18 protein-coding genes and 1 pseudogene are annotated in these 24,541 nt (G+C 69.4%); 11 read left to right on the top strand and 8 right to left on the bottom strand.

Annotated features, from left to right (window positions below; translation table 11 throughout):
* Positions 1 to 7: 7 nt before the first annotated feature.
* Entirely contained in the window at positions 8 to 1,171 is a 1,164-nt protein-coding gene (locus ACWD4B_RS19245) for an SDR family oxidoreductase (RefSeq protein ID WP_451421852.1), read from the bottom strand.
* Positions 1,168 to 7,494, bottom strand: a complete 6,327-nt coding sequence (locus tag ACWD4B_RS19240) for a type I polyketide synthase (RefSeq protein WP_451421851.1) — start codon at positions 7,492 to 7,494, stop codon at positions 1,168 to 1,170. Before ACWD4B_RS19240 ends, ACWD4B_RS19245 begins: the two co-directional genes overlap by 4 nt.
* A gap of 234 nt (positions 7,495 to 7,728) precedes the next feature.
* On the opposite strand from ACWD4B_RS19240, the gene ACWD4B_RS19235 reads away from it, so the two are divergent.
* Both ACWD4B_RS19235 and ACWD4B_RS19230 read left to right on the top strand, forming a co-directional pair.
* Positions 7,729 to 8,400, top strand: coding sequence for a DUF6230 family protein (locus ACWD4B_RS19235; protein WP_451421850.1), 672 nt, complete (start codon positions 7,729 to 7,731; stop codon positions 8,398 to 8,400).
* On the top strand, positions 8,397 to 8,777 hold the full coding sequence (locus tag ACWD4B_RS19230; RefSeq protein ID WP_451421849.1) for a DUF6114 domain-containing protein: 381 nt from the start codon (positions 8,397 to 8,399) through the stop codon (positions 8,775 to 8,777). Before ACWD4B_RS19235 ends, ACWD4B_RS19230 begins: the two co-directional genes overlap by 4 nt.
* 351 nt (positions 8,778 to 9,128) lie before the next feature.
* Here ACWD4B_RS19230 and ACWD4B_RS19225 read toward each other — a convergent pair whose 3' ends face one another.
* From ACWD4B_RS19225 to ACWD4B_RS19210, 4 genes and pseudogenes are all read right to left on the bottom strand, one after another.
* Positions 9,129 to 10,808 (bottom strand): hypothetical protein, encoded by a 1,680-nt coding sequence (locus tag ACWD4B_RS19225; protein ID WP_451421848.1) that lies wholly within the window; start codon positions 10,806 to 10,808, stop codon positions 9,129 to 9,131.
* Between the two features lie 5 nt (positions 10,809 to 10,813).
* Complete coding sequence (locus tag ACWD4B_RS19220; RefSeq protein ID WP_451421847.1) at positions 10,814 to 11,845, bottom strand: histidine decarboxylase, pyruvoyl type; 1,032 nt, start codon at positions 11,843 to 11,845, stop codon at positions 10,814 to 10,816.
* Between the two features lie 48 nt (positions 11,846 to 11,893).
* Positions 11,894 to 13,234: a C45 family autoproteolytic acyltransferase/hydolase gene (locus ACWD4B_RS19215; protein ID WP_451421846.1), complete on the bottom strand. Its 1,341-nt coding sequence runs from the start codon at positions 13,232 to 13,234 to the stop codon at positions 11,894 to 11,896.
* A 729-nt stretch (positions 13,235 to 13,963) separates the two neighbouring features.
* Positions 13,964 to 14,330, bottom strand: a pseudogene (locus ACWD4B_RS19210) (NAD(P)-binding domain-containing protein); the annotation flags it as partial.
* 176 nt (positions 14,331 to 14,506) lie between these two features.
* Between ACWD4B_RS19210 and ACWD4B_RS19205 the strand changes: the two are divergent.
* Entirely contained in the window at positions 14,507 to 14,959 is a 453-nt protein-coding gene (locus ACWD4B_RS19205; protein WP_451421845.1) for an SRPBCC family protein, read from the top strand.
* 567 nt (positions 14,960 to 15,526) lie between these two features.
* Here ACWD4B_RS19205 and ACWD4B_RS19200 read toward each other — a convergent pair.
* On the bottom strand, positions 15,527 to 15,907 hold the full coding sequence (locus tag ACWD4B_RS19200) for a winged helix-turn-helix transcriptional regulator (RefSeq protein ID WP_451421844.1): 381 nt from the start codon (positions 15,905 to 15,907) through the stop codon (positions 15,527 to 15,529).
* A gap of 140 nt (positions 15,908 to 16,047) precedes the next feature.
* On the opposite strand from ACWD4B_RS19200, the gene ACWD4B_RS19195 reads away from it, so the two are divergent.
* From ACWD4B_RS19195 to ACWD4B_RS19170, 6 genes are all read left to right on the top strand, one after another.
* Entirely contained in the window at positions 16,048 to 17,016 is a 969-nt protein-coding gene (locus ACWD4B_RS19195; protein ID WP_451421843.1) for an NADP-dependent oxidoreductase, read from the top strand.
* Positions 17,017 to 17,046: 30 nt separating this feature from the next.
* Complete coding sequence (locus tag ACWD4B_RS19190; protein WP_451421842.1) at positions 17,047 to 17,367, top strand: NIPSNAP family protein; 321 nt, start codon at positions 17,047 to 17,049, stop codon at positions 17,365 to 17,367.
* A gap of 255 nt (positions 17,368 to 17,622) precedes the next feature.
* Complete coding sequence (locus tag ACWD4B_RS19185) at positions 17,623 to 18,591, top strand: alpha/beta hydrolase (RefSeq protein ID WP_451421841.1); 969 nt, start codon at positions 17,623 to 17,625, stop codon at positions 18,589 to 18,591.
* A gap of 167 nt (positions 18,592 to 18,758) precedes the next feature.
* Positions 18,759 to 19,241 carry a MarR family winged helix-turn-helix transcriptional regulator gene (locus ACWD4B_RS19180; RefSeq protein ID WP_451421840.1) on the top strand — a complete coding sequence of 161 codons (483 nt, stop codon included), beginning with the start codon at positions 18,759 to 18,761 and terminating at the stop codon, positions 19,239 to 19,241.
* Positions 19,242 to 19,727: 486 nt separating this feature from the next.
* A complete protein-coding gene (locus ACWD4B_RS19175; RefSeq protein WP_451421839.1) occupies positions 19,728 to 20,171 on the top strand; it encodes a GlcG/HbpS family heme-binding protein in 444 nt (147 codons plus the stop codon).
* Between the two features lie 107 nt (positions 20,172 to 20,278).
* Positions 20,279 to 21,400 carry an NADH:flavin oxidoreductase gene (locus ACWD4B_RS19170; protein WP_451421838.1) on the top strand — a complete coding sequence of 374 codons (1,122 nt, stop codon included), beginning with the start codon at positions 20,279 to 20,281 and terminating at the stop codon, positions 21,398 to 21,400.
* A 116-nt stretch (positions 21,401 to 21,516) separates the two neighbouring features.
* On the opposite strand, the gene ACWD4B_RS19165 is transcribed toward ACWD4B_RS19170, so the two are convergent.
* Entirely contained in the window at positions 21,517 to 22,461 is a 945-nt protein-coding gene (locus ACWD4B_RS19165; RefSeq protein WP_451421837.1) for a hypothetical protein, read from the bottom strand.
* Positions 22,462 to 22,686: 225 nt separating this feature from the next.
* Between ACWD4B_RS19165 and ACWD4B_RS19160 the strand changes: the two genes are divergently transcribed.
* Entirely contained in the window at positions 22,687 to 23,544 is an 858-nt protein-coding gene (locus tag ACWD4B_RS19160; RefSeq protein ID WP_451421836.1) for a helix-turn-helix domain-containing protein, read from the top strand.
* A complete protein-coding gene (locus ACWD4B_RS19155) occupies positions 23,531 to 24,418 on the top strand; it encodes an oxidoreductase (RefSeq protein WP_451421835.1) in 888 nt (295 codons plus the stop codon). Before ACWD4B_RS19160 ends, ACWD4B_RS19155 begins: the two co-directional genes overlap by 14 nt.
* The last annotated feature ends 123 nt before the right edge of the window (positions 24,419 to 24,541 follow it).

Raw genomic sequence — 24,541 nt, 5'->3', positions numbered from 1 at the left:
TTTGCGGTCAGACAACGGTTGATGTGGAGGCAGTGATGCTGTTGAGGACCGCTGCCAGATAGGTGTGATCGATCAGGGCCGGTGGAGGCGATCCCGGGAGTGCTTGGTGGAGCGGCACGGCCTCGTCTGTGTGGGTGCGCCGGCCGTGCAGGAGGATCCGGGCCAGGAGCTGGTTGACCTGTTGTTCGAGGGGGTTGGGTTTGGTGGTCAAGGGGCGGAGGGCGAGTTCGATGCCCGGGATGAGGCTGCTTGCGGCCGAGACCAGTACCGCGACGGGTGTGTCGACCGGGTGCGTCACCGAGTACGTGGTGGGGCTGGCATCGTGCGGGATACGCGAAAGGCGCAGCATGGCGTCGACCGCGTAGTCGACGTCGAGGACGTTGACGCGTGACTCCGGGGCGAGCGCCAGGCGAATGCGTAGCCGATGCCGGCTGCTTGCGGGAGCCGCGAGAGCACGCCGCAAGGGGAGCGGGAGCCGCTGGAGCAGGAGTTCCGCGGCGGATTTGATGGTGCTCAAGGGCTGTTGGGGCGCGTCGGCGGGCACTGGGCGGTCGGTGGTCAGCAGCCCGGGGCGCAGGAGCAGGGCCGTGCGTCGGCGGCTGGTGGCCCACTGTTGCACGACGGCTTCGGCCTGCCGCTTGGTCTGTGCGTAGCCGTAGCCGTAGCCGTAGCCGTAGCCGTGGCCGGGTTCCGTGGTGTCTGCGCTGGGCGGTGGGGCGGTGGCGGGCCCGGGGAGCGGGTGGGGGGCGAGGTAGAGGGTGCTGATGTGGATCAGGGGGGCGTGGGCGGGGGAGAGGTCTGCGAGTTCGGTGATGTGCTGGGTGGCGTCCACATTGATGGGGGCCAGGTGGTGCGCTGTTTCGACCAGGGAGACGGATGCGGCGCAGTGCCAGACGGCTTCCGCCTGCTCAGCGAGTTGCCGGTGGTGAGCAGGTATGAGGCCGAGGTGGGGCTGGGTGATGTCGGTGGGGATGGCGGTGAAGTGCTGCTGGGCACGTGCGAGTTCGCCGTGATCGGCTCCTGCCATGCTCAGTGCGTGGTGGAGGCGGGTGGTCAGCGGCTGCCCGTCCTTGTCCCTGCCCAGGGCGGTGACGGACTGGCCGGTGGCCAGCAGGGCCCTCAGGAGCCGGGAGCCGAGGAATCCCGTCGCGCCGGTGAGTACGACGGTCACTCTTGCCCCTCCGGCCTTGTGGGGGCCGCCTCCGGCGGAGCGGTGACCGGGGCTGCTTCGTCCACCGGCTCTCCTTGCCCGGTGTCACCCGCAGTGATCGCCTCGCTGAGATGGTGGGCCAGCGCGCGCGGGGTGGGGTTGTTGAGGGCTGCGGTGGGGTCGAGGGGCAGACCTGCGGTGAGTTGCAGGCGGCTGCGGAGCTCGACGGCGTTCAGGGAGTCGAACCCCATGTCGCGGAAAGAACGGTCGGGATCGATGGAGTCGGGCGTGGGGTACCCCAGGACGGCGGCGCTGTGGGTCTGGACGAGGACCAGGACGGCCTGAGGGCGTTCGGCGGGAGGCAGGGCGCGGAGGCGGGTGAGCACTTCCGTGCTGTCGCCGGTGTCGGCCTGGGCCCGGGGGCGGAGGGTGCGGCGTGTGAGGCTGCGTAGGAGCCCGGGGAGGTTCTCGGCGTGGACGTGGAGCTGGTCGCGGTCGATGGCGGCCGCGACGAGGTGGGGTTCGCCCAGGCGCAGCGCGGTGTCGAAGGCGGCGAGTCCGTTGCGGGCGGTGAAGGGGCGCAGTCCGAAACGGCTCAGGCGGGCACGGCTGAGGTCGTCGATGCGGGCGGTCAGCTTGCTGACGGGGGCCCAGAGCCCCCAGGCGATGGAGACGGCCGGCAGGCCCAGGGCGTTGCGCTGGTGGGCGAGGGCGTCGAGGTACGCGTTGGCGGCGGCGTAGTTGGCCTGTCCCGGCGAACCGAGCGGTCCGGTCAGGGACGAGTACAGGACGAAGGCGTCGAGGTCGAGGCCGAGGGTCTGCCGGTGGAGGTGGAGTGCCGCGTCGGCCTTTGCGCGCAGGACCGTATCGAGGTGCTCGGGGGTCAGGGCCTCGAAGGTGTGGTCGTCCAGGACTCCGGCGGCGTGGACGACGGCTGTGAGGGGATGGTCGTGCGGCACGCCGGCGAGGGTGTCGGCCAGGGCTTTGGGGTCGGCCGCATCGCAGGCCTCGATGCGGGGGTGCGCGCCCAAGGCGGTGAGTTCGGCGGTGAGTTCCCGGGCGCCGGGGGCGTCAGGACCGCTGCGGCTGAGCAGGAGCAGGTGCCGGATGCCGTGGGTGGTGACGAGGTGACGGGCGAGGAGCGCGCCGAGGGTACCGGTGCCGCCGGTGATCAGGACGGTGCCGTCGGGGTTGAGAGCCCGGGGAGGGGTGAGGACGAACTTTCCGGTGTGCTGCCCGAGCTTGAACTGGCCCATCACATGACCGAGTCGGCGCATGTCCCGGACGATGAGAGGAAGGTCCAGGGTGCTGTCGTTCTCCTTGACGGTCGTCACGCCCAGGGACAGAGAGGCCATGAGTGCGGACATGCGCCGTTCAAGGTCTTCGGAGTCCCCCTTTCCCACCACGTGGTAGGAAAGGCCGGGATAGCGTTCGGCCATGGTTGTGTCGTCGCGGACGTCAGTGTGACCCATTTCGACATAGCGGCCGCCGGGTGCCAGCAAGCGCATGGAAGCGTCGATTGCCTCGCCCGCGAGGCTGCCGAGGACGACATCGATGCCGTGGGAGCCGGCGACGGCGCGGATACGGTGCTCGAACGCTGTTCCGCGTGAGGGGGCGATGCGTTCTTCGGGGATCCCGAGCGATCTCAGGACCGGCCACTTGTGGGGGCTTGCTGTGGCATAGATTTCGGCCCCCATCGCAGCGGCGACCTTGGCGGCGGCCATGCCGGTGCCGCTGGCCGCCGAGTGGATCAGAACGCGTTCACCCGGCTGGAGAGCCGCAAGCTGATGCAGCGCATGGCAGGCAGTGGAGAAGGCCACGGGGATGCTGGCGGCCCTCTCGAAAGACCAGTGCCCGGGGTACGGCACGACCATGCGAGCGTCGGTGACGACCATTGATGCGAAAGCCCCCGACACGCTCAGACCCATGACGTGGTGACCCGGTTCAAGGCCGATCACGGCATCGCCGACCTCGGTGACGACACCGGCGAACTCGCAGCCGAAAGGCTCTGGGGCCATGCCGAGAAGGACGAACAGGTCGCGGAAGTTCACGCCTGCTGCACATACACGAACGCGGACTTGACCGGGGCCGAGCGGAACGCCGTCCTCCGGCATGGGGACGGTGCGTACTCCGCCGGGGGTGTTGCTGCCGTCGGGAGCCAGCCGCCAGTGCTTGCCGTCGGCCGGCAGCTGCAGAGCATCACGGGGGTTCACGGCGGTCAGGCGCGGTGTGAGGAGGGTCCCATGCCGCAATGCCGCCTGTTCGGTGACGGTTGCCACGGCGGTGGGCAAGGCGCACAGAGAGTCGGGGTGGTCGTCGAGATCGAGCAGGGCCAGGCGCCCCGGGTACTCCAGCCCGGCGGAGCGGATCAGGCCCCATGCGGCCGCACCGGCAGGATCGGGGACGGTATCGGTCACGGCCGTGCCCTGGGCCCCCTGCGTGACCACGAGCACACGGGCATGTGTCAGCTGGGGGTCGGAGAGGAACTGCTGGACCTGCGCCGTCAGTTGGTGGTTCCTCTGGTGCAGATCGTCGATGTCATCATGTGCGGGCCGGGTGACGGGCCGGTGGTCGATCAGCACCACGTCCGGAGGCGGGGTTCCGCCGGCCACCGCCGCCGACAGGGCGGCGACATCGGGGTAGCGGGCCGGTACGAGAGTCGGCTCGTGCGGGGGACCGATGACTACGAGGTTCCTGGGGGCTTCCGCGAGGGAGGACGGGGGCTGTGGCTGCCAGGACAGCAAGTGGCCGAGCGTGGTCGTGCCGCTGAGTGCGGCACGCAGGTGCTGCGGGGTGGCGGGCAGGCTGACCAGTTCCTTGATGACCGCCACGGTGCGCCCGTCGATGTCGGTGATCAACGCATCGATGCGGTCGGTGCCGCATGACGTGACGGTGGCGCGGACGTGGTCGGCGCCGGAGAGCAGCAGCTGCACGGAGCCGATGACACAGGGCAGTTGCAGGTGAGTGCCGGTCCGGGTATCGACCAGCACGCCGTGCAGGGCGGCGTCCAGCAGAGCCGGGTGGATCCCGAAGGCGGCGGCATCACTGCTGAGGGGCTCGTCGAGCCGTGCCTCGGTGTAGCAGGCGGTCTCGCTCAGGTGCACTTGCCGCAGATTGCGGAAGGCGGGGCCGTACTGGTAACCGCACTTCCACAAGTCGTCGTACACGTCGTCGAGAGGGACCGGACGGGTCGGCTCGGGCGGCCAAGTGGTGGTCTCCCCCGGGGTGTTGTCGGTCTTTCGGTCCGCTGGGTGCAGGCGTGCGTCGGCGTGGCAGGTCCAGGGATATTCGGGGGGTGCGCCGGTATGCCGGGCGTGCAGCTGCCACAGGTGCGTGCCGGAGGAGTCGGGTGGCGCCACAGTGATCTGCAGGAGCAGGTCTTCTTCGTCGTCGAGGATCAACGGGGCGTGCAGGGAGAGGTGCTCGACGACTTCACAGCCGACTCGGTCGGCCGAAGTGATCGCGTATTCGATGACCGCCGTCATGGGCACGACCACGGTGTCGTGGACGGCGTGGTCGGCCAGCCAGGGATGTTCGTCCAGGCCGAGCCTGGCCGAGAGGACGAGTGTGCCGGTGTTCGCCTGCTCGGTCTCGGCGACCAGCAGGGGGTGGCCGGCCCGTCGCATTCCGGCGCTCTCCACGTCATGGCGCCGCGGGCGAGGGGCCCAGAAGCGCTGACGGTCGAAGGCGTAGGTGGGCAGGTCGACTTCACGACCGCCGCGCCAGTACGGGCTCAGGTCCACCTCGGCTCCCTGTACGCCGGCCGTCGCCAGGGCCCGCACCACGCCTTCAGGCGTCGGGTCATCGCTGCGCCGTGTGGTGACGACCGTGCAAGGGGGCTCCCTGCGCTCACACAGCTCGGTCAACACCGGCGCGAGCACGGGCCGTGGGGACACTTCGATGCACATGCCGAAGCCCGCGGAGAGGGCCTGGGCGGCCGCCTCCCGGAAACGGACCGGACTGCGCAGGCTGCGGTACCAGTACGCCGCGTCCAGGGCTGCCATGTCGATGACCTGGCCGGTCACCGTCGAGTACATGGGGATTTCAGCGGGCCGTGGCGCGATGGCGGCGAGGTCGGCGAGGACTTCGTCACGGACCGTTTCCATCAAGGCGGTGTGGGAGGCGTAGTTCACCGGAAGCCTCCGGGCCCAGAGCCCTTCGGCCTCGCAGTGCGTCAGCAACTCCTCCAGCGCCGTTCGCCCGCCGGCCACGGTGGTGGAGGAGAGCCCGTTGTCCGCTGCCACCTCCAGCCGTCCCGGCCATCGCGCGAGCAACGCACGGACGTGGTCCACGGGCAGGGCGACTGCGGCCATGCCGCCTTCGCCGGCCACCGCGCGCAGTGCACGGCTGCGCAGGGCCGCGACCTTGGCGGCGTCCTGAAGGGAAAGGGCTCCCGCACAGTGGGCGGCGGCGATCTCGCCCTGACTGTGCCCGATCACCGCATCCGGTCGCACTCCATGGGCGCGCCACAGGGCGGCCAGCGAGACGTACATGGCGAACAGCGCCGGCTGCACCACGTCCACGCGCTCGAGATCCGCGGCTCTGGGCGCACCGCTCACCACCTGGTGCAGGTCCCAGTCGATGAAGGGCCGAAGCGCGCGTGCGCAGCGGTCCATCGCTTCGTCGAAGGCGGGGAAGCGGCCCAGCAGACCGGCCGCCATCCCCGGCCACTGGGCCCCTTGGCCGGGGAAGACGAACATGGTTCGAGGGGGCCCTCCGGCCGGCGCCCTGCCGGTGACGGCCGCCGGATGGCGGCGTCCTGCGGCCAGTTCGTCCAGTCCGGCCAGCAGTTCCTGGCGGTCGGTGGCCACGACGGCGGCCCGGTGGTCGAACGCGCTCCGCGTGGCCTTCAGCGACCAACCGACGTCGGCCGGGCCCAGCTCGGGCCGGGACCGCACGTGTGCGGCCAGCCGGGCTGCCTGATTCCGCAGGGCAACCGGGTTCTTCGCCGACAGCAGCCAAGGCGTCACCGACGGGCCATGTTCGGGCAGGGGACCGTCCGCGCCCCTCATGGGGTGAAGGCTTCGAGGCGCGGGGGCTTCCTCCAGGATCACGTGGGCGTTGGTGCCGCTGATGCCGTACGACAACACCCCCGCGCGGCGCGGCAGTTCGCCCCTCGTCCAGGTGCGGGGCCGCTCCAGCAGGCGCAACCTGCCGCTCGACCAGTCGACGTGGGGCGTAGGGCGCTCCACATGCAGGGTGGCCGGCATCCGCTCATGCTGCAGAGCGAGCACTGCCTTGATCACTCCCGAGATACCGGCGGCAGCCTGTGTGTGCCCGATGTTGGACTTCACCGATCCCAACCACGCCGGCCGTTGGGGCGTGTGCGCGCTGCCATAGGCCGCCAGCAGCGATGCGCCTTCCACGGGATCCCCGACCACCGTGCCCGTACCGTGCGCCTCGATCAGATCCACGTCCCCGGGCCCGAGCCCCGCGTCGCGCAGCGCGGCACCGATCACCGCTTCTTGGGATGGGCCGTGAGGAACGGTCAGTCCCTCGCCGGCCCCGTCCTGGTTGAGGGCGCTGCCGCGGATCACTGCCAGCACCGGGTGCCGCAGCCGATGTGCCCGCTCCAGGGGCATCAGCAGCAGGGCGGTTGCGCCTTCGGACGGGCAGAAGCCGTCGGCTTCCGCACCGAACGCCTTCGACCGGCCGTCACGAGCCATCGCCCCCGCCGCACCCAGCGCGATGAGAGCGGCCGGGCTGGACATCACCGTGACTCCGGCGGCGATCGCCGTCTCGCACTCCCCGCCACGCAGCGCTTGGACCGCCAAGTGCAATGCGGTCAGAGACGAGGAGCAGGCCGTGTCCACGGCGAGAGCCGGACCGCACAGCCCCAGGCAGTAGGCGATGCGACCTGCGACCACGCTCAGGGTGTTGCCCACGAACAGCTGCACCCTGCCACCCGGCGTGGTTTCCGGGATGGCGGGGCCTGTCTTGTGGCCAGTGAGGTAACCGCCCTCGAAGCCCCCCGCGTAGACGCCGGTCCGGGAGCCTCGCAGTGAGAGGGGGTCGATGCGGGCATGCTCCACCGCTTCCCACGCCACTTCGAGTGCCAGGCGCTGTTGGGGGTCCATGCCCAGCGCCTCCCGGGGACCGATGCCGAAGAAGGCGGCATCGAACTGGGCGACGTCCCGCACGAATCCGCCCATGCGGACGGGGCTGGCCCCTGGATGCGCCGGATCGGGATGGCACAGCGTGCGAAGGTCCCAGCCGCGGTCGTCCGGGAGTGGAGACGCTTCGTGCCGGCCCGCCGCCAGCAGCTCCCATAGCTCATCGGGTGTCCGGATCTCGCCAGGCAGTCGGCATGACATGCCGCAGATGGCGATCGGCTCCCCGGGCATGCTCATCATCCCCCCGGCTCTTGCACATGTCAGCTCAACGGCGCGCGATCATCGGCGCGTTGGGGTGGATGCTGCCCAGGAGACAGGGCCCTATGGGGACAACATGACCCTATAACCCAAACGGGGGACTGGTCGTCTGTATATGCGCCTTGCTGGTCATGTCCTGAAGTCGGCATAAGGCGCACTCTTGTGGGCAGTCGTCAACGATGCCCTCGCATCAGGCGGGCACCTGCCGTGGAAGGAAGGGGTACCGCCATCACGACACCGGACAGCGGGTCCGCTCCGGACCGCGGATGGGGCCGCACCAGCCGACGGCGCCTGCTGGCCGCCGCCCTGCCCACCGCCCTTCTCGCTGTCGTCCTGCTGATGTCCGCCGGCACCGGTGCGCTGGCCGTCGCCTTCGCCGGAGGGCTGCCCCTGACCGTCTATGCCGACAAGGTGGAGGTCACCGGGGTGTCGGTCACCCCCGGCGTCACCACGGGCAGTGTGCCGCGGCCGGCCCTGGTGGCCCAGGCCGACAAGGCCGTCGTCACCGGTGCCTGCGTCACCTCCACCGCCCACTTACCGGCGATCGGCGCCATGACCGTCTCCATCAAGCTCGACCGGGGCGATATCGGATCGGTCTCGGTTCAACCCGGCGCCGTGAAAGCCCGCAAGGTCACCGCCGACGGTGCCGGCCTGACCACGCCCGACCAGACCGAGGAGAAGAACCTCGGCCTGTTCACCGTCACGGCCGGCCACGTCACAGCCGAGGGCATCACCGCAGAACCGCAGGCATTCGCCGTCGGCACGGTCACCGCCCACGTCGTCGACATCAAAGTGAGCACCGGCACCCACGGCTGCACCCCTGACTGGGCCATGGCCGTACCGGAGCGGACGTCGTCCGGGGAGAAGAACCAGCAGTGACCCTGCAACGGTGGCGGCACTGGAGGCGAACCCGGCCCTTCTACGCCGGGCTACTCATGCTCGCCGGAGCGGTGGCGCTGGTCGGCATCTCCTGGGTGGATCTGGGCCTGATCCGCCTCACCGGCAGAGCCGGTGCCTCCTCCTGGACCATCAGCGCGCTGCTGACCGTCGCCGGCCTGAGCACGTGGACACAGCCCGCCCACCGCAACTATGCCGGAACCCTCGCCATCACCATGGCACTGTGCAGCTTGTTCCTCGCCAATCTCGGCGGGCTCCTCATCGGCTTCCTCCTCGCCGCCGCCGGGGGCTGCCTAGCCCTCGCCTGGACTGTGCAGGAGGAAGCCCCTGCGCAGCATCGGCACCGGCCGCGGGCCTGAGCGAGAGCAGACAGGGGAGGCCGATTCCGTCAAGGTTCGCTGGGGCGGCGCGCACATTCGCGGGGTCAACGCCTGAGTGTCTGACCGCAGTCCGGTTCCTATGGGCAGTCGCAGCGAAGATGCCAAGGCAGCGCCTGGGTGGAGTTGGTGGAACGCGACATCGGTCCTTCGAAGATGGATGGTCCGCGCCCGGCCTATGGGAGTCGGGGTGACTACCGCACGTCGTTCAGGCGCGATCTGTCACGCCTGGCAGTGCGGGAGAACCGGAACCCCACCGTGGCCGCCCGGCCCACGGCGGCGGATGTCCGCTCCGTCGCCCGGGGCCGGGCGGATGAGTGACGGTGTGGAGGGCTACATCTTCGAAAGGCGCCGTGTGCAGACCGTCCATGGGTAGAAGCCCATGGCTGATGCCTTGGTGTTGAAGGGCTTCGGTGTGCCGTCGCGTGCGATCGCGGCCTTCTGCAGCTCGCCGTAGGCGATGCCGTCGATGCCGTAGGCAGGTGCGTAGCCCGGCTGTGCCAGGAAGGTGAAGCACTCGCCGTAGAGGAACTCGACGGTCAGGCCGGTCTCTTCGGCGGCCCACTCCAAGAAGCCGGGCAGGGTGCGCCAGCCCATGTTGACCTGGACGTCGCACATCGCGCGCAGGTAGCGCACGACGCGCCAGATATACGTTTCGAACTGCGCGGCGCGGATGCACTGCGCCTGTTCGAGCGGTGTGCTGCCGTACAGCTCCAGGTAGTCGCGCTCCGTTGCGCTGAGATCGTCGCGGCCGTGGAGTTCGGCGGCGGCGTGCCAGTACTCCCACTCGCGCCAGAACGCCTGTCCTTCGGTGAGCGGAACCTGCATCGGCCCTGCGAAGTTGAGCAGGGGCGAGCGTCCGTACTGGGCCGCGAGCACGAAGTTGAGCCCGTGCGAGAACTCGTGGACCATGATATTGAGGAGGGTGGGCAGCGCCGTGACCTTCCCCGGGGTGAGGTAGAGACACGACTGCGGGTCGCTGGTGAGGTAGCGGACGGCGATGTCCTGCCCGCCGGTGATCACGGGCTGCATGTAGTCCGGTGTCTCCAGCAACTTCAGCCGTGCGAAGGTGTCGGTGCCGACGTCGATCAACCGCTCCTTCGCGAAGTTGTTGCAGATGTCGGCTGCCTTCCGTACGAACTCCGGCAGCTCCTTCTGGTTGTCCCCGGGAACGGGCCACTTGCTGCCGACGGCATCCCAGACGTCCGCCACCGTTGCGTCGGGCCCGAGGCCGAGCAACGATCCCAGTTCGGCCGCGAGTTCCCGCACGATCGGCATGTCCTGCGCGAGCCAGGACCTCGCGGTGAGGTCGAGGTCGGAGGCGCTCGGCGTGAAATCGTACAGCCTGGCGAGGAGTTGTGGGTACCCGCCGGTGCGGAACGGGGTCATGCTCCCCGCCTTGAGCGCCCGGAACATGGTGGCGAAGTCCCGGGAGTCAAGATCCTGTACTTGGAAGAGCTCCCTGAACTCCGCGGTCCTGCAGAGGACTTCGGCGAACTCCTCGTCGAACTCCCGGGGAACCTGTTCCTGGAGGATCCGCATGGTCTGCGCGCAGTAGTCGGCCGCGTCCAGGCACTGCTTCTTGTGGACGACGTCGAGTGCCGTGTTCCGGAGCCGGTCCGCCTCGAAGGCGATCTTCTTGCCGGCGCCGGTGAGGAAGTCCCGCAGCCAGGCCCCCGGGGGGCTGCCGGCCCCCTTGAGCAGCCCGATGTAGAAGGCTCCGTCGCCGCAGTCGCTCACCGCGGCCCCGGGCTGCGGGAAGTCCAGCTGGGCCGTGAGCAACCGGAGTTGCTTCACGGCTGTTTCGCGCAGATCGCGGTCGTCGAGCTCGGCCTGTGCCCGGGAGCTCAGGGCCGCGGCCCTCTCATGGGCCTGGGCCACCGCTTCTTTGGTCGGGACGAAGACCCGGGACAGGTCCCTCAGCCACCCCGAGGTGTAGCCGGCGACCGGGCAGAGGCGGGCCCAGAAGTCGGTGATGTCCTTCTCGACCGGTGTGCACTCTCCCACACGCACGCCCGTCACCTCACCGTGCCCGGATCGGGAACCATGATCACGTCAGGTTCGAGGTGCGCGAAGGACGGGGTGAGCCGCTTGCCCCACACCTCCTGCTCCCAGGAGTCCAGCGTGATGTCGATCAGTCGCTCGGGCCCTGCTTCGGAGACATCCTTGGGCACGTCCTTGGGCGAGAGCAGCACATACGGCGCACAGGCCAGTGCACAGCCGACCTCGTCAGGACCGGCGTAGATCGCTTTGGCGGAGATGTACGCCGCCTCGTACCCGGCACCGTGGTAGTCCTGACCGCACAGCGCGATGCTCTTGGCCACGACCTTGATACGGTCCTCCAGGAGCTCTTTGACCTGTTCCTTGTTCGGAATCCTGGTGTCCGCCCCCAACTTCCGCGCCTGATGCAGCTGCACGGGGAACGTGCCGCAGTCCTCGATGAACAGATTGCTGAACCGCTCCGGACCACCCGTCGGCTGTTTGGCGATCGCGATGGCGATGATGGCCCAGGCGTAGGCCGGACCCCGTACGGTCGCGCTCTTGTTGGCGCAGATGACATGTGCTCCGGGCATCGGGGGATGCCGGACGTCCTTCGCCTCCACGTGCCCGAACAGCTTCTCCGTGGCTCCGAGGAGGTCGGTGGCGGGATACACGGCAAGGTCGGTGGGGATGCGCGGGTCGTCGGCGGCGGGGATCGTGAAGAGCGGTTCTCGTTTGCCCCCGTTGACCCGGGCCACGTGGTAGCCCCACAGCGCTCCGTTGAGGCCGCAGAACGACGAGGCGGTCTCCATGTTGATCTGCGCGATATTGGCGTCCGCGGCCTCGCAGCGGTCGTAGGAGACGATGTTCTCGGTGCCCTCGTCCAGGCCCGCGACGTTCACCTTGCCGACCGAGAGCTTCATCGTCGCGATGTAGCCGGTCCCCTGGCTGTCGAACGGGGGGTTCTTGCCGAGGGGGTTGAGATAACCGAGCGCGTAGTCGTCCTCAGTCCCGATCGCGTTCTTCACCACGCCGGTGAGGCGCATGCGCAGGTCCTGCTCGCTGGTCATGCCGAGCTCCTTTCGGTGATGGTTCGCGGGGTGTTTCGGTCGGCCCTCCTACCGGGGTGGCATGAGGGTCCAGTTGTGCGACTCGCGGCTCTTCATATGACCTTGGAGCCAGCTGTATTGGGCGTGCTTGCGCAGGAAAGCCTCCGCGTCGAACTGCCGGCCGCAGGAGTGGCCCCAGCGGGCCTGGAAGGTCATGGCCTCGGCCATTTCACTGTCCATGGCCTTGCCGTCGTTGGCTCCCCAGGGGTAGTAGGGCCCTTGGCCGTGGTTGCCGTTGCGCGCGTCGTCGAGTTCCAGATGGCCGCAGATGGTTCGCGAGCACGGTGAGTCCGGCTTCTCGGTGTAGACGTCGTAGTGGTCGGCGATCATCTGCTGGGCCAGGGCGACGTCCACCTTTCCGTGGTGCTCGGCGAACAGCTGGTCCCAGCGCAGCCGGCGCGAGCCGTTGCCGCGGATGTCGGAGTACGCGCCGGGGTCCGAGCACTCCTGGTTGCGCACCCGCAGATCGGCCGCCACGTTGTAGCCGGCGAAGTAACCGCTGCCCTTCTCCTCGTAGCCCTGGTGCTTGAGCCCGAGGTCCACGCGGGCGATCCGCTTCGTTCCGGTCTCGCCGAGCAGCCATGTGTTGGCGTAGCCACCGTTGTTGCCCTTGCACATCGCCTGGTACCACTCCCGCATGCTGCCGCTGTACTGCGCGGCGCGCCGGGACCGTTGGAACTCCGGATCCAGGCCGGCGGCGAAGCCGTTGAATCCGCCGATGGTCGTCTCGGTGATCATCAGCCCTGCGTCCGTCACCGTCCAGTCCATGGTGCTGCTGATGTAGCCGGGTACGGCCTGCATCAGCATGCGGTGTCCCGAGCCGGGCGTGATGTCGAGGATGATGTTGTAGTTGTCGCCCATGGCGTAGCGATCCCAGGTGTTGTGCGCCATGACGACCTTCCCGTCGGCGCTCACGTCACCTGTGCACACGAAGGCGCTGCAGCGGTGCAGCCCGCCCTTGGTCCATACCGGCTTGAGGTTCGTGTCGGGGTGGCAGGTCGTCCACCATCCGCCGAGCAGTTCGTTGTACCCGTTCCAGGCGACGAGAACGTCCTTGGGCACGTCGACGCCGCGTGCGGCCGCGCCGTCCGCGATGCCCTGGATCTCCTCGTCGAACTCGGCGTCCAGCTTCCCGAACGCCTCCCAGACGTGATCCGCGAAGAAGCGGAGGCTTTCGCCGGTGTCCCAGCGAGCCATGAAGTCCGCCACTTTCAGGGCGTATTCAAGCTCCTGGGAGAGGAGGGAGCCGTGCTGTCGGCCCCGCTCGTAGGGTTCGCCCGACAGCTCCACGTACAGCCAGCCGTTGCGTTCTATTCGGCGGCCTGCGCTTCTGCCGACCGATTCGCTCATAGCGCACCTCCGATCTTCCGGGAAACTCACGGTCGATTCGTGGTTTGCAGTCGCAGTGCCCAGCATGCTGGCCCCGCTTTGCGAGGCACCAGAGCATTAACCGGCCAAGCGACACGAAGGGTGGGACACGTGTGAATTCGGTCTTTCGGGATCTGTCCGATTTCGCGTGCCGCAGTGCTGACGCCCGCCCGTCTTTCCGGGCACGCATCGATGCGGCGGGTTTCCTGGCGGCGATTCGTTCCATGAAGCCGGTACCTCGCTGGCCCGCACCCATGACGACGAGGGAGGGGGTGCCGGAGGGGGGCACATGAGGAGGAGAGCTGTGTCCCAGCCGCCGACGGGTTCGCGGTCGGCGGGGCTGACGATGTTGTAGCGAGCGAGTTCAGCCTTGCGGGGAACCCACTCCTCGTCGATGTAGGCGTTCGTTCCGGCCTTGGAGACGAGCGGGAAGCTGTGCAGCCAGATGCCGCCGACTCGGACGGAGAGACCAGCCGACGCGCTCCGGGAGGCATCCCCGTCTTCAGCTTCGCTACTGTCAGTGAGGCGTCCGGGGTTTGGGCAGGCTGGTTGTGGGCTGACTCGTCGTGCGGGTCAGGTGACGGGGACTCAGGCGGCTAGGAGGTGGCTGCTGTGGTCTCGGTGGCTGACTTCCCGGTGCGATGCTGACGAATTGCTGACCAGGTGACTCCCACGGCGCTTTTGGCCTGCGTAAACGCTCGGCAGTGCTGAGTTGTGCACCATCTTGACGAAGTGCCCGGCGGCGTCGGGCCCGATGTGGGTGCAGCAGGGGGTGCCGTCGGGGGTCTTGGCGGCAATGGACTCGAGGGGGGCCGAGGACTTTGTGGGCGTTGCCGCCGTCGATGATCATGTCGCCCTCGTCGAGGAGGGGCGCGAACTCGTCGATGACGGCGTCGGTGGGGCCGCCGGCCTTGACCATGATGATGAGGCGCCGGGGCTTCTGCAGTGCGGCGACGAACTCCTCGGCGGTCTCGGCGGGGACGAAGTTGCCCTCGTGGCCGTGTTCGTCAATGAGGGCTGTGGTTCTGATGGTTGTGCGGTTGTGGACGGCGACGGTGTGGCCGTGGCGTGCGAAGTTTGTGCGAGGCGTCAGCGCCGGAGGGGGAGATGCCGCTGCCCTTCCTCCCGACCGTGCCGCTGAAGGCGGCCTTGGCCCTGGTGCACTTTGGCCCGCGGTCCCAGCGGCAGGATGATGAGCAGCGCGTTTTCGACTCGATTCCTGCCGATTGGCGGGACGAGTTGTAGCCTCGGACAATGGCCCACGCCTATGCAGTGAGTTCGTATGCGTCCGCGGCCCCCGGGGCCGTGTTTTCGGCGCTCGTCCGGGCAGCCACCTGGCAGCTGTGGTCACCGATTGACGCGGTGGAGATCGAGGGCGGTGGAAGCCCTGAAGACCGGCAGCAGGTGGGCGACACCCGGATCTTCCGCACAGGTCGGCATGTCTCGCGGGAGCGGATCGTCGAGTTGGTCCCCGACCGGCGGTTCGGCTACGAGAACGTGAGCGGCACGTTTCGGTCCTACCGAGGCACCGTTGAACTCGTACCGGCATCCCGAGGCGGCACAGAGATTGCGTGGTCCGGTGTCTTCGAGCCGAAGTGGCGGTTCTCCGGCCGGTTCTGGCAGTGGTACCTGACCCGCTACATGCGGCGGATGGCTGACGGACTGGCGGCGTACGCGAGCGAGAAGGAGCTGTCCGGAGAAGGGTGACCGGAGGCACCCATGTGCCGGCGATCAGGAGGCGGCGGATGCCGAGCGCCGCCATCTCGACAACGAACGCGGGCAGTTCACGTTCGAGCAGGCGCGCCCGCCCGCATCAGCAGGTGCGGCAGGCGGAACCGGGACACGCCCGGCGCCGCCGGTCTGCGGATTCCCGGATCCGTTACGGCTGCCGAACGGGCGCAGACGGACGAGGTGCGGCAAGGAACGGGCGGGCGAGCGCCGAGGCGGTGGCGGTATGAACACTCTGCGGGCCCGTTCGGGCGGCGGATGCCCGAACAGGCAAGGCGCCGCCGAGAGTTGTGCATGCATTCCGAAGAGCGGCGCCATCGTCTGCCGACCCTGGCGCGTCAGTGGGGCAAGGCCGAAGTCACCGACGTCGCGGCGGGCTTGGGGTCGCGCCCGAGACCATCGGACGGGACCTGAGCGAGCTGGAGCACCGTGACCTGGTGCTGCCGCACTCCCGATCCGGGGGCGGGCCTCGCGGGGGAGGAGCCGGCCGCCCTCGCCGGGTCGCGCGGCACCACGGCCACTTGACAGCCCCTTCGCGCGGCCCCCTTACCGCGCGTCCGGCTCCTCCGGCCGGAACGCGTCGTCGATGTTGTCCTCGACCCACGAGCGGAGCGCGTTGAGCGGGATTGCGGCGCTCTTTCCGAGCGTGGTGAGCGAGTACTCGACGTGCAGCGGGACGGCGGGGTAGACCGTGCGGTCGAGGATGCCGAAGTCCTCAAGGCGGCGCAGCGTCTGGGTCAGCACCTTGGGGCTGACGCCCTGGAGCCTGCGCTGAAGCGCTCCGAAGCGCTGGGGTTCCTCTTCGAGGGCGCCGATGACCAGTGCCGACCACTTGTTGGCGAGCAGGTCGAGCAGAGTGCGGCAGGGGCACTGGGCGGCGTAGACGTCGTGGTGCGCGTGCTGGCCGCTGGGGCAGGTGGTCGTCATGCTCACTTTCCTCACCAGGGAACTTCCCAATGGGAAGTAGAAGACCTTGAAGGTAACTGTACCCCCGGGGATAGCTTCGTCGACGTCGAGGGGAGGCCGTCGAAGGGCCTTCCACAGGCTGCCATTTCAGGAGATGACGTATGTCCGCAGACATGATGCGCACGGTGGTTCAGGACGGTTTCGGCGGTCCGGAGGTGTTGCGGGTCCAGCAGGTGCCGCGCCCGGTTCCGCTCCCCACCGAGGTGCTGGTGCGGGTGCACGCGGCCGGGATCAACCCGGTCGACTGGAAGACCCGCGGCGGCACTGGCATGGCGGGCCTGCTGGGTGAGCCGCCGTTCACCCTGGGCTGGGACGTGTCGGGCGTGGTGGAGGAGGTCGGCTTCGGCGTGACCACCCTGAAGGCCGGTGATGAGGTGTACGGCATGCCGTGGTTCCCGCGCGTCGCGAACGGCTACGCCGAGTACGTGACCGCCCCGGCCCGCCAGTGGGCCCGCAAGCCGGCCACTGTCGACCACGTGCACGCCGCCGCCGTGCCGCTGGCGGCGCTGACCGCCTGGCAGGCCGTCGTCGACACCGCCCAGTTGCAGGCCGGTCAGCGCGTCCTGGTCACCGCCGCCGCCGGCGGGGTGGGCCACTTCGCGGTCCAGTTCGCCAGGCATCTGGGCGCCCACGTCATCGGCACCGCCAGTGCTGCCCGCCACGCCTGGCTCAAGGAACTGGGCGCCGACGAGACCATCGACTACACCACCACCCGTTTCGAGGACGCCGTCAAGGACGTCGACGTCGTCATCGACCTGGTGGGCGACGCCCACGACCGGACCAGCACCCGCTCGCTGAAGGTCCTGCGCCCCGGTGGCCTGCTGGTCGCGATCCCGCAGGGTGTCTCCCCGGAGCTGGCGCAGGCCGCCGAGGCGGCCGGGGTGCGGGTCACCCCGTTCCTGGTCGAGCCGGACGGTGCCGCGCTGACCGCGATCGCCGGCCTGATCGACGCCGGCGAGGTCGTCGTCGAGGTGGAGGAGACCTTCCTGCTCGAGCAGGCCGGTGCGGCCCACGCCCGCGGCGAGGCGGGCCGCACCCGCGGCAAGCTCGTCCTCACCGTCGCCAACTGACCACCGCGACAACCACTTTGGGGTAATGCCATGTACTACGAGATCCGCCGCTATCAGGCCCGGCCCGGACGTCGTGAGGAGTGGGTGCGCTACATGGAGGACGTGGTCATCCCGTTCCAGACCTCGTTGGGTATGGATGTGACCGCCTCCTTCACGGATGACGAGGACGAGGACGGCTATGTATGGATTCGCCGGTTCGAGGACGAGGCCCAGAGCGAGGCCCTGAACGCGGCGGTCTACAACCACGACCGCTGGAAGAGCGAGATCGGCCCGGTCGTCCACGATCTGCTGATCCCCGAGAAGTCCGTCATCACCCGTGTCACCCCCACCAAGGCCTCCCCCCTGCGGTAGCCCGCGACGCCCGCATATCGGCCGGCAGGCGCCGGTCCCCGCGCACGGCGCGCGAGGGCCGGCGCCGGCCGCATCCGGCTGGTGCGCGGCAGCGGGCGGTGTCAGGCCCCGCCGCGCAAGCTATAAGCAATGATGCAATGTAAGTTGTAGGCAATTAGATTGTGCACGAGGAAAGTGTGCCCTAGCCTGTTTGTGAGGGCCGACCCCTGCTGGGGCGGACCCCCTCAACCCCGCCTTCCTGAAGGAGACTTCGCCATGTCGCAGCACACTCCGCCCGCCCCCGTCCTGGAACCCGCGGCCCAGGAATTCGCGGAGGCCACCGCCAACCCGCCGTACCTGTTCGACCTCGGTCCCGTCGGGGGCCGCAAGGTCGTGGACGAGGTCCAGTCCGGGGAGACCGCCAAGCCCGGCGTGGACGAGGAGTGGATCGAGGTCGCCGGTGGCCCGACCGGCTCGGTCCGGGCCCGGATCGTCAAGCCCGCCGGCGCCACCGGCAGCCTGCCGGTGATCATCTACATCCACGGCGCCGGCTGGGTCTTCGGTAACGCCCACACCCACGACCGGCTGGTGCGCGAGCTGGCCGTCGGTGCGCGGGCGGCCGTGGTCTTCCCCGAGTACGACCTGTCGCCCGAGGCCCGCTACCCCGTGGCGATCGAGCAGAACTACACCGTGGCCCGCTGGGTGGTCACCGACGGCGCGGACAAGGGCCTGGACGGCTCGCGGATCGCGGTGGCGGGCGACTCGGTGGGCGGCAACATGGCCGCGGCCCTGACACTGATGGCCAAGGAGCGCGGCGACCTGCCGTTGGTCCAGCAGGTGCTGTTCTACCCGGTTACCGACGCTGCCTTCGAGACCGGCTCCTACCACCAGTTCGCCACCGGCTACTTCCTGCGGCGCGACGCGATGCGCTGGTTCTGGGACCAGTACACCACCGACCCTGCCCAGCGGGCCGAGATCACCGCCTCCCCGCTGCGCGCGAGCGTGGAGCAGTTGAAGGACCTGCCGCCGGCGCTGGTCATCACCGCCGAGGCCGACGTGCTGCGCGACGAGGGCGAGGCGTACGCCAACAAGCTCCGCCAGGCCGGCGTCCCGGTCGTCGCGACGCGCTATCAGGGCATCATCCACGACTTCGTGATGCTCAACGCCCTGCGTGGCACCCAGGCAGCCGGCGCCGCCATCGCCCAGTCCGCCACCGTCCTGCGCGCGGCGCTGCACACCGCCTGACGCGCCGCCCCTCTGGCGTCGGCCGTCCCGGTCGCCCCCAGCGCGCTCGTCACCACTACCACCGGTGCCGTGCCGGCCCCTGCCACGGGGCCGGCCTGCCGCATTGTCTCGTGCACGATCAACGATGACACTTGGATATCGTGTGCCCTGCAGAGTTACAGTCAGGCATGTCCAGTCACGACCTCGACCAGCAGCCGGACCAGCAGTTCTCCCTGCTCCTCGACGACCAGATGTGCTTCGCTCTCTACGCCGCCTCCCGGGCGGTCACCGGGCTCTACCGGCCGCTGCTGCAGGACCTCGGCCTGACCTACCCCCAGTACCTGGTGCTGTTGACCCTCTGGAGCCGGGACGCGATCGCCGTAAAGGAACTCGGGGCCGCCCTCCACCTCGACTACGGCACCCTGACCCCGCTGCTCAAGCGCCTGGAGGCCGCCGGACTGGTGCGCCGCGAACGCCGCCCCGACGACGAGCGCGCCGTCACCATCACCCTCACCGAAGAGGGCGCCGCCCTGCGCGAGCGCGCCCTCGCCATCCCCGCCGCGATCGGCGACGCCATGGGCCTGGACCCCGAGGAGTTCGAGCGCACCCGCGCGACCCTGCGCCGCCTGACCGACAACGTCACCCGCCACACCGCCACCGCCGCCCGCTGAGCTGCTGACGCACCGGCAACCACCTTCGCAATAGGTCGAGTTGGGCCTCCGGTGTGCAATCGCGAGTCGGTCGACGGTCCTCCGGGCCGGCTCCGTCCAGCGCCGGTCCGGCAGCCGGGGTGGCCGACATCGCGACCGCCGTCGGCCACGTCCGGCTCGGCCTCGGCGTGTCACTGATGCCGACGCCCACGCCCCCGACGATCCGCGGCTTGCGGGTCCGTCCGCTCGCCGGGAGCCCGTTGCCGTCGCCCCCGGAGGCCGTCATGCGATCGCAGCCGGGCGGGCCGCCGCTGCCGCGCCATCCGGACTGCCGGACCCGCCGCAGCCTCACTACTTCCCCATGGGAAGTACCTGCCCTTGCGGGTAACCACCCCCTCGGGCCTACGGTCGCAACCACGACGGGACGGGCCCAGCGGATCGGGTCCCCTGCTTCCCCTACGGACGCCGGCCGGCGCGAGCACGCACCACAGCACTCAGAAGGAAGTCATGACCAACGCCCCCCTCATCAAGTCCACTTCCGCCGCCTCCATCACCCTTGAAGCTGCCAACGCCCTTATCGACGCGGTGCGCACCGCCGCCGTGGAGATCGGCTTCGAGGCATCCGTCGCCGTCACCGATGCCGGCGGACACCTCAAGGCGTTCCAGCGCACCGACGCCACGCCGTTCCTCGCCGCCGAGGTCGCGCTCGACAAGGCGTGGACCTCGGCGTCCTTCGGCTACCCCACCCACACCTGGAACAACTACCTGAAAGACCCCCAGGTCGCGCCCCTCGCGAACCACCCGCGACTGATGGCCGTCGGCGGCGGCTACCCGGTCCTCCTGGACGGCAAGCTCATTGGCGGCCTCGGCATCTCCGGCGGCACCTACGAGCAGGACCAGCAGGCCGCCGAGACGGCCCTGAAGGCACTCGGCTTCGAACTCCCCGCCTGACGAAGGCCCCATCGGCTGCCCTGGCCGCACGCCGGACGCCGCAGCCGGGGCCGCCGAATCCACGCCCACAGCATCACGCTCGTACGACGAAGTCTGGAGCAACACGAGTGACAGCCGTCAGTTCAGCCACGCGCGCCACACAGGTGCTCGCCCGTCCGTTCTCGCTGGGGAGCATGTCGCTGCCCAACCGGATCGCGATGGCCCCGATGACCCGTTCGTTCTCACCCGGTGGCGTTCCCGGTGCCGACGTGGCGCGGTACTACGCCCGGCGGGCCACGGGCGGGGTGGGCCTGATCATCACGGAGGGCACATACGTCGGCCACCCCGCCGCCGGCGACAACGACCGCGTGCCTCGGTTCCACGGGGACGAGGCGCTGGCGGGCTGGTCCGCCGTGGTGGAGGCGGTGCACCTGGCGGGCGCCCGGATCGTCCCGCAGCTGTGGCACATGGGCATGGCCCGGGCCGCCGACGCCACAGCCGCGGGCGAGGCCTCGCGCATCGGCCCCTCGGGGATTCCCCTCGACGACTCACCGCACAGTCGGGAGATGTCCCTGCCGGAACTGGACGCGGTCATCGGCGCGTTCGCCACCGCGGCGGCGAACGCGGAGGCGGTCGGATTCGACGGGATCGAGATCCACGGCGCCCACGGCTACCTCATCGACCAGTTCCTGTGGGATCGCACCAACCACCGCAGCGACGCCTACGGCGGCGACGCCGCCTCCCGCGCCCGCTTCGCCGCCGAGACCGTGGCCGCCTGCCGACAGGCCGTCTCGCCGTCCTTCCCGATCATCTTCCGCACCTCCCAGTGGAAGTCGGGCCACTACCAGGCCCGGATCGCCGAGACGCCGCAGGACCTCGAGGCCATCCTGACCCCGCTCTCCGACGCCGGAGTCGATGCCTTCCACTGCTCCACCCGCCGCTACTGGCAACCGGAGTTCGACGGCTCGGACCTCACTCTCGCGGGCTGGGCGAAGAAGCTCACCGGCAGGCCCGCGATCAGCGTCGGATCGGTCGGCCTGCACAACGAGTTCACCCAGGCACTTCAGGGCGAGAAGGCCGAAGTCACCGGAATCGACGGCCTGCTGGACCGGATGGAGCGGGACGAATTCGACCTCATCGCAGTGGGCCGCGCCCTGCTCGCAGACCCCGACTGGGCCGCGAAGACCCTCAGCGGCCGCATGCACCAGCTGACCCCGTTCGACCGGAGCGTGCTCTCCGGCCTTCACTGAGGCATGTCCCGGAGGGCAGCGGGCGGACCGGACGGCGATTTCCCGGACCGGCGCCCCGGGCGCCGCTGCCGCGAAGGGGGCGCCGGAGCCCGGCTCGGCCGACGGCCCGCTGCTGATCAGCCACTGTTGATCAGTGCGACGGCCTTGTCCATCGCGTCCCACGCCTGCGCAGGGTCGGGGCGTCGGCCCAGGCCGCAGGCGGCGGCCACGTCCACCTCGCGCCGGGCGAACCGTTCGATCATGTCCAGCAGGCTGCGATGGTCCTCGATGGTGAGGTTCTCGTGGATGAATCCCGCCACGAAACGCACCTCCGGAGGCAGTTCGAGCGCTTCGAGCGGCCGGTACCAGCCTTCCTCGAAGGATCCCGGCTTGTTCGCCGCCGCGAACGGCGCGTGGATGTAGTCGAGGTGCCGTCCTTCCGGGAAGCCGGTGACCATGGCGTTGGCCAGCAGCACAAGCGGCAGTGCGTCGGACAGCTCGGTGAGGGCCTTGTGCTGGAGATCGCCGAGGCAGAGATGGACGCCGAAATGAGTGCCCTCACGAGTGCCTGCCACGATGTCGTGCAGGTCATGTGCCAGCTGCCTGGCCACCGCCTCCTTGGCCTCGTCGGCTGCCCCGGTCACCGCCAGCAGGCTGGCGGGCGTTTCGAGTTGGAACACCACGGGCTCGTCCGCTGCGTCGACAATGCGGTTGGCCTGGTCAATGGTCGCCCGGGCCCAAGCCTGCGGGATCACCCGGTCGGACATGGCGACGTCCATACCGAAAGCCAGCATGGTGAGGTCGAGCGGGGAGGGCAGGCCGACCTGGAATCTGATGTCGGGACGGCCGGCCTGATCACGGAGGTAGGTGAAGGCCGGGAAGCTCTCGACGAACGTGTGGAAGTAGTTGAGGTGCAGATTCCGCGGGTCCAGTGTTCGGTCCTCACGCACGCGGAACAGCGGGCCCGTCCCGTAGTCGGTGTAGACGCCGTCGTGTATCAGCTCGACATCGGGGTTCACGCGGAGCCATTCGATGGTGCGCGAGCCCCAGACCGACCGGTCTCCGGTCTCTCCGTCCGTCATGCGAAGTAGATGCGCACCAACACGCCGGAGAGCCGTGGCCATGGCATCCGGTGCGGACAGGCCCGGCCAAGTGCCTACAAGGTGAGTCTTTCGCATAGGACGCATCGCCTTCCTGGGGGAGTGCGGTTCGGTCGAGGGAAGATCGTGATCAACTGCCCCTCCGGCCGTCCGGGTGGGGGTGGCAGGGCCACCCTCCTCGCAAAGCCTGCCCCTACGTTGGTGGGCATGCACACGAAGTGGCTGAGCGAGTTCCTGCGGGCCCGGCGCCAACTGGTGCGCCCCGAGGATCACGGGATACCTGCAGGGGCGCGCCGCATTCCTGGCCTTCGACGGGAGGAGGTCGCGCTCCTCGCCGGAGTGAGCTCCGACTATTACGTACGGCTGGAGCAGGGGCGTGAGCGCAATCCCTCTCCCCAGGTCCTGCGGGCCCTGGCGGCCGCCCTGCTGCTGGGGGACGAGGAAGCCTCCTACCTGCGCGCGCTGGTCGATCCGCCGCGGCCCGAGCACCCCAGGCCGGCACGGGAGTACGCAGGCCCGCAACTGGTGTCCTTGCTGGACACCTGGGCGGACACACCGGCCTTGGTCTACGGCCGGCACCTCGACCTGCTGGCCGTCAACTCCCTGGGAGAGGCGCTGTTCTCCTGGCTCGGCGACGAGACCAGCCTGATCACGGCGATGTTCCTCAGTCCGGCCGCCCGGGACTTCTACCGTGACTGGGCCGTCGTCGCGCAGGGGTGCGTGGCCGCGCTGCGGGCCGCCGGCCCCGACCCGGACGATCAGCGGCTGTGGGAGCTGGTGGGTGAACTGTCGGTCCGCAGCCCCGACTTCGCACAGATGTGGGCGCGCCACGAGGTACGGGCCAAGACGGCCTCGGTGAAACGCTTCCACCACCCGGTGGTCGGCGATCTCACCCTGGGCTTCGAGACCTTCTCCGTCAACAGTGCTCCCGGCCAGCACCTCGTCGTCTACCGGGCCGAGCCCGGCAGCGCTGCCGAACAGTCGCTGGTCCTGCTCGGCAGCTTCACCCTCACCGACTTCGACGACATTCCGAGCGAAGGACACATACCGCATGACCTCCCCTGAAGCGCCTGTCTGGTTCATCACCGGCTGCTCCTCCGGCCTGGGCCGGGCACTGGCCACCGCCGTGCTGGAGCGCGGTTGGAAAGCGGTGGTCACCGCCCGGGTTCCCCACAAGGTCACCGACGTGGTCTCGGGGCACGAGGGACGTGCCCTCGCTCTGGCGCTGGACGTCACCGACTCCGGGCAGATCGCGAAGGCGGTCACCCGGGCGCAGGCCGCCTTCGGGCGGATCGATGTGCTGGTCAACAACGCCGGCTACGGCTACCTCGCCGCCGTCGAGGAGGGCGAGGACGACGAGGTTCGCGCCCTGTTCGACACCAACGTCTTCGGCCTGGCCGACACCACCAAGGCCGTCCTGCCGGGCATGCGCGCCCGGCGCGCCGGCCACATCGTGAACATCTCCTCACTCGGCGGCCTGATCGGCTTCGGCGCCACCGGCTACTACCACGCCACCAAGTTCGCCGTGGAAGGCCTTTCCGAGTCACTCGCCGCCGAGGCCGCGCCCCTGGGCATCAAGGTGACGATCGTCGAACCCGCCGCATTCCGTACCAACTGGTCCGGGCCCTCCATGCGCCAGTCCGCCACCACCATCGACGACTACGCCCCCACCGCGGGCACACGCCGCGCCGGCACCCTGGCCACCTTCGGCCATCAGCCCGGAGACCCGGCACGCGCAGCCCAGGCCATCATCGACGCCATCACGGCCGAACAACCGCCGCTGCGCCTGCTGTTGGGCAAAGCCGCATACGACATCGCCACCGCCAAACTCGACTCCCTCAAAATCACCTTCGACGACTGGCGGGAGGTCACTCTCGGTGCCGACTTCCCCCCGGAACAGACCGCAAGCCGACGGCGTGGAGTCGCCAACGGACAGTGAAGGCCAGGGCGGGGAGAGCGGCATGGCTGTGCCGGCAGCACAGGGTGCGGCCCGGCTGGTACAGGACCTCAGGATTACGAAGGCGACCCGGAGGCGAGGCCCTTCACGCGGGAAGAGCCGCAG

Source organism: Streptomyces sp. NPDC002536 (genome assembly GCF_053594995.1).
This window is presented reverse-complemented; position numbering and strand designations above follow the sequence as displayed.